The sequence below is a fragment of the Sandaracinobacter neustonicus genome (assembly GCF_006385875.1).
GTDB lineage: Bacteria > Pseudomonadota > Alphaproteobacteria > Sphingomonadales > Sphingomonadaceae > Sandaracinobacteroides > Sandaracinobacteroides neustonicus.
Genome location: NZ_VFSU01000029.1, coordinates 111,593 through 118,110 on the forward strand (window position 1 = coordinate 111,593; position 6,518 = coordinate 118,110).

Annotated in this window: 5 protein-coding genes and 1 pseudogene; 3 read left to right on the forward strand and 3 right to left on the reverse strand. The window is 66.4% G+C overall.

Annotation, left to right across the window (positions count from 1 at the left end):
• The first annotated feature begins 55 nt into the window (after window positions 1-55).
• Both FJQ54_RS13000 and FJQ54_RS13005 read left to right on the forward strand, forming a co-directional pair.
• Window positions 56-508 (forward strand): hypothetical protein, encoded by a 453-nt coding sequence (locus tag FJQ54_RS13000; RefSeq protein ID WP_140928848.1) that lies wholly within the window; start codon window positions 56-58, stop codon window positions 506-508.
• Window positions 505-1,761 (forward strand): TCR/Tet family MFS transporter, encoded by a 1,257-nt coding sequence (locus FJQ54_RS13005; protein ID WP_140928849.1) that lies wholly within the window; start codon window positions 505-507, stop codon window positions 1,759-1,761. Before FJQ54_RS13000 ends, FJQ54_RS13005 begins: the two co-directional genes overlap by 4 nt.
• A 27-nt stretch (window positions 1,762-1,788) precedes the next feature.
• On the opposite strand, the gene FJQ54_RS13010 is transcribed toward FJQ54_RS13005, so the two are convergent.
• From FJQ54_RS13010 to FJQ54_RS13020, 3 genes are read right to left on the reverse strand one after another with little or no spacing between them, the layout of a single operon-like run.
• Window positions 1,789-2,889, reverse strand: coding sequence for a phytase (locus FJQ54_RS13010; RefSeq protein ID WP_140928850.1), 1,101 nt, complete (start codon window positions 2,887-2,889; stop codon window positions 1,789-1,791).
• 2 nt (window positions 2,890-2,891) lie between these two features.
• Window positions 2,892-4,361, reverse strand: a complete 1,470-nt coding sequence (locus tag FJQ54_RS13015; protein WP_140928851.1) for a purple acid phosphatase family protein — start codon at window positions 4,359-4,361, stop codon at window positions 2,892-2,894.
• Window positions 4,361-5,608, reverse strand: a complete 1,248-nt coding sequence (locus tag FJQ54_RS13020) for a TonB-dependent receptor domain-containing protein (protein ID WP_140928852.1) — start codon at window positions 5,606-5,608, stop codon at window positions 4,361-4,363. The genes FJQ54_RS13015 and FJQ54_RS13020 overlap by 1 nt, the downstream gene beginning before the upstream one ends.
• A gap of 145 nt (window positions 5,609-5,753) precedes the next feature.
• Between FJQ54_RS13020 and FJQ54_RS13025 the strand changes: the two are divergent.
• Window positions 5,754-6,518 (forward strand): annotated as a pseudogene (locus tag FJQ54_RS13025) (IS1380-like element ISKpn23 family transposase); the annotation flags it as partial.

Here is a 6,518-nt window from a genome sequence, read left to right on the forward strand (position 1 = left end):
AGATAGAGCGGCCGTTTTGATGCAATCAAAACGAGACCCGCTCTAGGAGCGGGGCATGACAGACGTTCAACTGATCCTGATCGGCGCCCTGATCGTGGCGGTGATCACTGTCGCCTTCGCGTTGCTGCGGGCGAAGCGCCCCGCCGCCGGAACCCCGGCGGCGGAACCCGCCGCCCCGCCGGCACCTGCCGCACCGCCGGAAAGCACGCCCTCGCCCTTCCTCCCCGCGCCGAACGGAGAGGCGGATGACCTTGGCCAGATCAAGGGAATCGGCCCGAAGATGCAGGCGCTGCTGAAAGAGCTGGGGGTGTTCCATTACAGCCAGATCGCAGGCTGGACCCCGGCGCAGCTGGCGCTGGTCGATTCGCAACTGGGCCAGTTTCAGGGCCGACCGACGCGCGACCAGTGGCAGTCGCAGGCGCGGCTGCTCGCGGCGGGTGACATGAAGGCTTATGAGCGCGTGCACGGCAAGCTGGGGCCGGATGCGGCAGCCGGCGGTGGCGCTTGACGACACCTGACGGCGCGCCTCCTGCCAGCCCAAAGGTTCCGCGCGGCCCGCTCACCTTCATCCTGCTGACCGTGCTGATGGACGTGATCGGCTTCGGGCTGATCATCCCGGTGCTGCCCTCCCTCGTCTCTGAACTCGGCCATGTCGATCTTTCCGGCGCGGCCGGGATCGGCGGCCTCATCATCATGTCCTACGCGCTGGCGCAGTTCCTGTTTTCGCCGGTGATGGGCGGCCTGTCCGATGCGTTCGGGCGGCGGCCGGTGCTGCTCACCTCCATGGGCGGATTCGCCATCAGTATGCTGATCGTCGCCTTCGCGCCCGCGCTGTGGGTGCTGTTCCTCGCCCGCACGCTGGCGGGGATGACGGGCGCCAGCATCGCCACCGCCAACGCCTATATCGCGGATATCACCCCGCCGCAGCGCCGGGCGCAGACCTACGGCCTGCTGGGGGTGGCGTTCGGTCTGGGCTTCGTGCTCGGCCCCGCCATCGGCGGGCTGATCGGATCGCTGCACCCGCGCTGGCCGTTCATCGTCGCCGCCGGCATGGCCGGCTGCAACATGCTGATGGGGTATTTCCTGCTGCCCGAAAGCCTGCCGCCCGAACGGCGGCGGCCGTTTGACTGGCGGCGCGCCAATGTCGTGGGCAGCGTCCGCCAGCTGGGGCGGCTGGGCGGCGAACTGCGGCGGTTTGCGCTGGTCTATTTTCTCTGGATGCTGGCGATCCAGTCCCTCCACGGCATCTGGAGCTATGTGACGGCCTATCGCTACAATTGGAGCCCGCTGGGGATCGGCCTGTCCCTTACCTATGTCGGCGTGATGGCCATCATCGTCAACGGCCTGCTGGTGCGGCGCAGCGTGAAGCGGTTCGGCGAATGGCGCACCGCCGTCATCGGAATCGCCTTCGGCTCCACGGCCTATATCGTCTATTTCTTCGCCGATCAGCCCGAACTCGCCTACCTCGGCCTCACCATCGGCTCACTCGGCGGGCTTGCCGTCCCTGCCCTGCAGGCGCTGATGACGGAGCGCACCCCGGCCGACGCACAAGGCGAACTGCAAGGCGCACTGGCCACGCTCTCCTCGCTCACCATCATCCTCGGTCCGCCGCTGTTCGCACTGGTGTTCAGCCGCTTCTCCGGCGAAAACCCCATCCTGCCGCTGCCCGGAATGCCGTTCCTGCTCTCCACCCTGCTGGCAGGCGCCGCGCTGCTGGTGCTGGCGCGCAACAAGCCGGAAAACCCCGCGCTTCAGGGCTAGGCCGGGGGCTCGCCCCCGGCCAAAAGCCTATTTGATCCCCAGCGCCGCCTTCACCGTCCGCCAGTCCACCAGCTTGTAATTCTGCTGCTTCGTGTCGCTTGTGCACACGGCGGCTGGCGGGTCGTTCGGGCCGTCGCCGTCGCAGGTGTCGTGCATGGCGATTGCGCCTTCGGGGTAGCCCGCGATGGGGCCGCTCCAGGCGTCGATGCCGTCGGTTTCGGTCGCCGGATCGATCTTGCCCCCGGCCACGCGGAAGCGGCCGACCCACTGGTAATCGCCACCTTTCAGTTCCCACACCGCATAAGCGCTGTCGCCTTGCGACGAGGCGATCAGGAAGGTGCGGCCGCCGTCGCGCATCAGCGTCAGGCCTTCCACGTCGGCGACCAGTTTCTTGCCGTCAACGGCTGCGATCTTCACCGGCGCGGCCTTGGGATCGGCGAGGCTCATGCGCCAGATGCCGACATCTTCCTCGCCCACATAGAGGTCGCCGGTGGCGTCGTTCACGACGCAGCCCTCGGTCTGGCTGGAGAGCTTCCACTGGTGCGCCAGCGTCATGGCGGGCTTGCCGTCCTTGCCTTCGCTCACCGCATAGGCGTGCACCGCGCCCGCCTTGGTGTTGGGGATGGCGAAGGTCTTGCCACCGAACTGGCCCATGCAGAAGCCATAGGGTTCGCCGAACGCGGCCTCGGTCGGCATATGGCCCCAGCTCGTCAGCTTCAGCGTCGCCGGGTCCAGCAGCCACGCCCGAACGCCATAGAGGCCCCGATCCGCCGCCGTCACCAGCACCTGCGGGCGGCCACCTGCGGTGAAGGCGCGCTGATCCACATTGTTCATCGGACCTTCGGGGAAGAATTGCAGCTGCTTGCCCGCGAGATCATGCACATAGAGGCCCTTGGACTTGTCCGTGCCGATCCACAGCGCCCGGCTCGGGTCCGCCGAGTCGCGCCACAGCACGGGGTCGTCCGCATCCACGGTCGGGTTGTCCGTCACGATCGTCTCGGCGGCGGCGGGAACGGAGACTGTCACGATCTCCGCTTCCGGCGCGGGCGCGGAGGCAGGCTTGTTACAGGCAGCCAGCAGCGCGGCAGACCCAAGCAGGGCAACGGGGGCAAGCGGGGCAAAACGCATTCTCAGTCCTTCGTTTCGGCGGTGCACAGCAGGCCGTCCGGCCCCATGCGGTTCGGTGGCATCGGCGCATCCACCGCCTGCGCCGGGCCGGTGCAGCGGCGCACGGTGGGCAGCGTTTCCGGCAGTTCCTCCAGCCGGTTCCGCCCGTCCGCGCCCCGGACCAGATCGAAGCCGTCATACAGGCGGCCGGTGTTCAGGAAGCTGCGCACCTTCAGCCGCTCTGCCGACACGTCCACCGTCTGGAACAGGCTGGTGTCTTCCGCAACCCGATCCGGTTGCGTGCCGGACCGATCGTTCAGCCCATACATTTTCGCCCCCGCGACAGAGACCATATAGACCGGCCCCACCGGCTCGCCCGCGCCGCGCGCCGTGGCAGAGGCCGCCTTGCCGCGCTCGTCCGTCAGCCGGGCATAGCAATGGTCATGCCCTTGCAGCACCAGATCGACCCGATGCTTTTCCAGCACCGGCTTCCACGCCTTGTACATCGCAGGCGTGTTTTTCGGCCGGGCGCAGGTGAAGATGGGCTGGTGGAACAGCACCACGTTCCAGCGCGCCTTGCTTTCCGCCAGCTTCGCGTCCAGCCAGCGCGTCTGCGCCTCCAGCGTGCCCAGATCGATGGCGGAGGTGCCGTCCAGCACCACGAAGCGCACGCCCTGCCAATCCAGCACATAGCTGGTGCCTTCAACGCCCGGCGCACCATTGCCGGGCAGCGCGAAGGCCAGTGGCCAGTGCGGGTTCAGCTTGCGGCCTTCCTTGCCGTTCGGCAGCGGCACGTCGACATATTCATGGTTGCCGGGCGCGGGCACCTGCGGAATGGTCGCAAGCGTCCAGCCGCCAGCGGCTGCCCACTCGCCCCATTCATCATCATGCACCAGATCGTCGCGGCTGGCGACCAGATCGCCCGCGTGCAGCATCAGTTGCGGGTTGCCCGCCTGCACGATGGCGCGCCGCCATGCCAGCGATCCGATGTCCAATATGCGGTTCTGCGTGTCGCCCAGATAGATGAAGCTGAACGGCTTTGCCTCGGCGGAGGCCGTGCGGAACTGCTGCCATTCGCTCCAGCCCGCCGCGCCCTTCACCCGATAGGCATAGGCGGTGTCGGGCGTCAGCCCATCGAAACGGGCCTGATGATAGGTGGCCGGGCCATTCTCGCTGGTGGTGGCCCAGCTTTTGCCCGTCACCGGCTTCGCCCGCGCACCGAAGCCCGGAGACGACAGCAGCGGCACGATCTCGGCCAGTGCATCGGCCTGCGCCATGTCCGTGCGCCAGCTCACCGCCATGGCGGTGGAGGGGTCCGCCCCCGGCGTCAGGATGATGCGATCCGGCAGGTTGCGCGCCGCGAACGGCTTGCCGGGGCGGGCGGGGGCCGCCACGCCCGTCAGGTCGATCACCGGCTGTGCCGCAGAGGGAACCGGCTGCGCCGTGGCGGGCAGCGCCGCCATCAGCGCTGCCGCCACAAGCAGGCCTCGCATCAGAAGCTGGCCTTCACGCCGAACTTCGCGGTCATCTTATACTCTTCATATTGCAGCAGCCGCCGGTAATTCACGCCGTTGGTATAGGCGGTGTATTTGGCGTTGTTGATGTTCACCAGTTCCGCGAACAGCTGGAAATTGTCGGTCACGCGCAGCTTGGTGGAAAGGTCCAGCTGGAAGTGCGGCCGCACATACCGGTCTTGCGACATCTCGCCTTCGTCCGGCTCCGGCCCCAGTTCGTCCAGATAGCCGTCGCGATAGGCGCCTGCGATCCGGGCGGAGAAGATGCCCTTGTCATAGCCCAGCACCGCGTTGAACGTGTGCTTGGACGAAGCCGGCAGCGGAATGCGACGGCCGCTTTCCAGCGTGCCCTTCGCATCGGTGAAGGTGTAGTTCAGGTTCACCAGCAGGCCATCGAACGGCGCGGGCAGCATGGTGAAGGCCTGCGAATAGCTGGCCTCCAGCCCGATCACGCGGGCGCTGTCGCCGTTGATCGCCATGGTCGCGGTGTCGAACGGGATGCCGAACAACGTGCCGTTCTCGAACCGCGCATCGACGATGAAGTCCTGAATGGATTTCCAGAACACGCCCGCCTGCACAACGGCCTTGGGCGCGAAATAATATTCGATCGTCGCGTCGCCGTTCCACGCCCGATAGGGCTTCAGATCGGGGTTGCCGAACTCGCCATCGCGCTCGTCGCCATCGTCCTCCACCGCGAAGCGCGGTGCCATCTTGCCGAAGCTGGGGCGGGACAGCGAGCCATAGAAGCCCGCCCGCGCCACGAGGCTGGGCGCGAGATCGGCGCGCAGGTTCACGCTGGGCAGCCAGTCCACATAATGGTTGCGCGCCTGCACCGGGGTGATGATCAGCGGACCGTCGCTCACTTCCAGCAGATTGCCGCGCATGTTCACATCGGTGGATTCCAGCCGCAGACCGGCCACCAGCCGCAGCGTCTCCGTCTGGTAACGGCCCTGCAGATAGGTCGCCAGCACATCTTCCTTGGCGTCATAATTCTCCGCCGCGTTGGCGAACTCGGTGTCGTCATCGTTCAGAATGAACTTGCTGCGGTTGGTGGTGAAGAAGTCCCGCACCTTTTCCAGATCGGGCACCGGCGCGATATCGGCCAGCCCATAGCTTGGCTCACCCAGCACGTCGGCCAGCGTCAGCCCGCCGGTCACGCCGTCATAGATGCTGTAGGTCATCGTCTGGCTCTTGTGGCGCAGGCGGGCCTTGCCGCCCCACTTCACCTCAAGGTCGCCGCCGGCCAGCGCGAAGCTGCGGGCGATATCCGTCTTGAACCCACATTCCCCAAGTAAATCGCTGATTTTGCTGTCAGGATCTCAATATTTCCGATATAAATCATGGTGTTGATGGCCGTGAGGGGCGCGTTTGATGGATCACCCAGAGGGTGCGGGTTCGAAGCGGGCAGATCGGGTCGAGTTCGACCGCCGGGTGCATGTGGAGTTCCGAGGTGCGCAGCTCAGTTCCGACGGCGGCCTGCTGGTGATGCGCGAGCTGGATGACGCGCTCGGGCTGTCCGATCTGGCGGCAAAAGCATTGCGCGACACCCGGCGCGGCAAGAACACGGTCCACCGGCTTGACGGGTTGTTCCGGCAATCGGTGTTCGGGCGACTGGCCGGATACGAGGATGTGAACGACGCCGACCGCCTGGCCCTCGATCCGGTGATGCGCCAGGTCGTGGGTGGAAGGGCTGTCGATGCGCAAGCGGCCTCGGCCTCGCAGATGGGACGGTTCGAGACCGAGACACTGGCACAGCCCGAGAACCGTGCCGCGCTGGCCGACCTGAATGGCCAATGGATCGACCGGTTCCATGACCGTAACGGGCTGAAGTACATCGTTCTGGACATGGACAGTTCGGTCAGCCCCACCCATGGCGATCAGGAGGGCGCGGCCTGGAACGGGCATTTCGACTGCACCTGCTATCACCCGAACTTTTTGTTCAACCAGTTCGGCATGCTGGAGCGCTGCGCCTTGCGCCATGGCAACGTCCACAGCGCCGATGGCTGGCGGGACGTTCTCGACCCCGTCATCGCCCGCTACGCGGAGCGCGACCTTTGCGGCCGGTTCTTCCGGGCTGACGCCGCCTACGCGATCCCCGCGATCTATGAGCGGCTGGAAGAAGCCCGATTCTTCTAC

What these genes read in the sequence shown, in the direction of transcription:
- FJQ54_RS13010 (WP_140928850.1), bottom strand. Translation starts at nt 2,889, where the DNA reads ATGCGTTTTGCCCCGCTTGCCCCCGTTGCCCTGCTTGGGTCTGCCGCG.
- FJQ54_RS13015 (WP_140928851.1), bottom strand. Translation starts at nt 4,361, where the DNA reads ATGCGAGGCCTGCTTGTGGCGGCAGCGCTGATGGCGGCGCTGCCCGCC.
- FJQ54_RS13000 (WP_140928848.1), top strand. Translation starts at nt 56, where the DNA reads ATGACAGACGTTCAACTGATCCTGATCGGCGCCCTGATCGTGGCGGTG.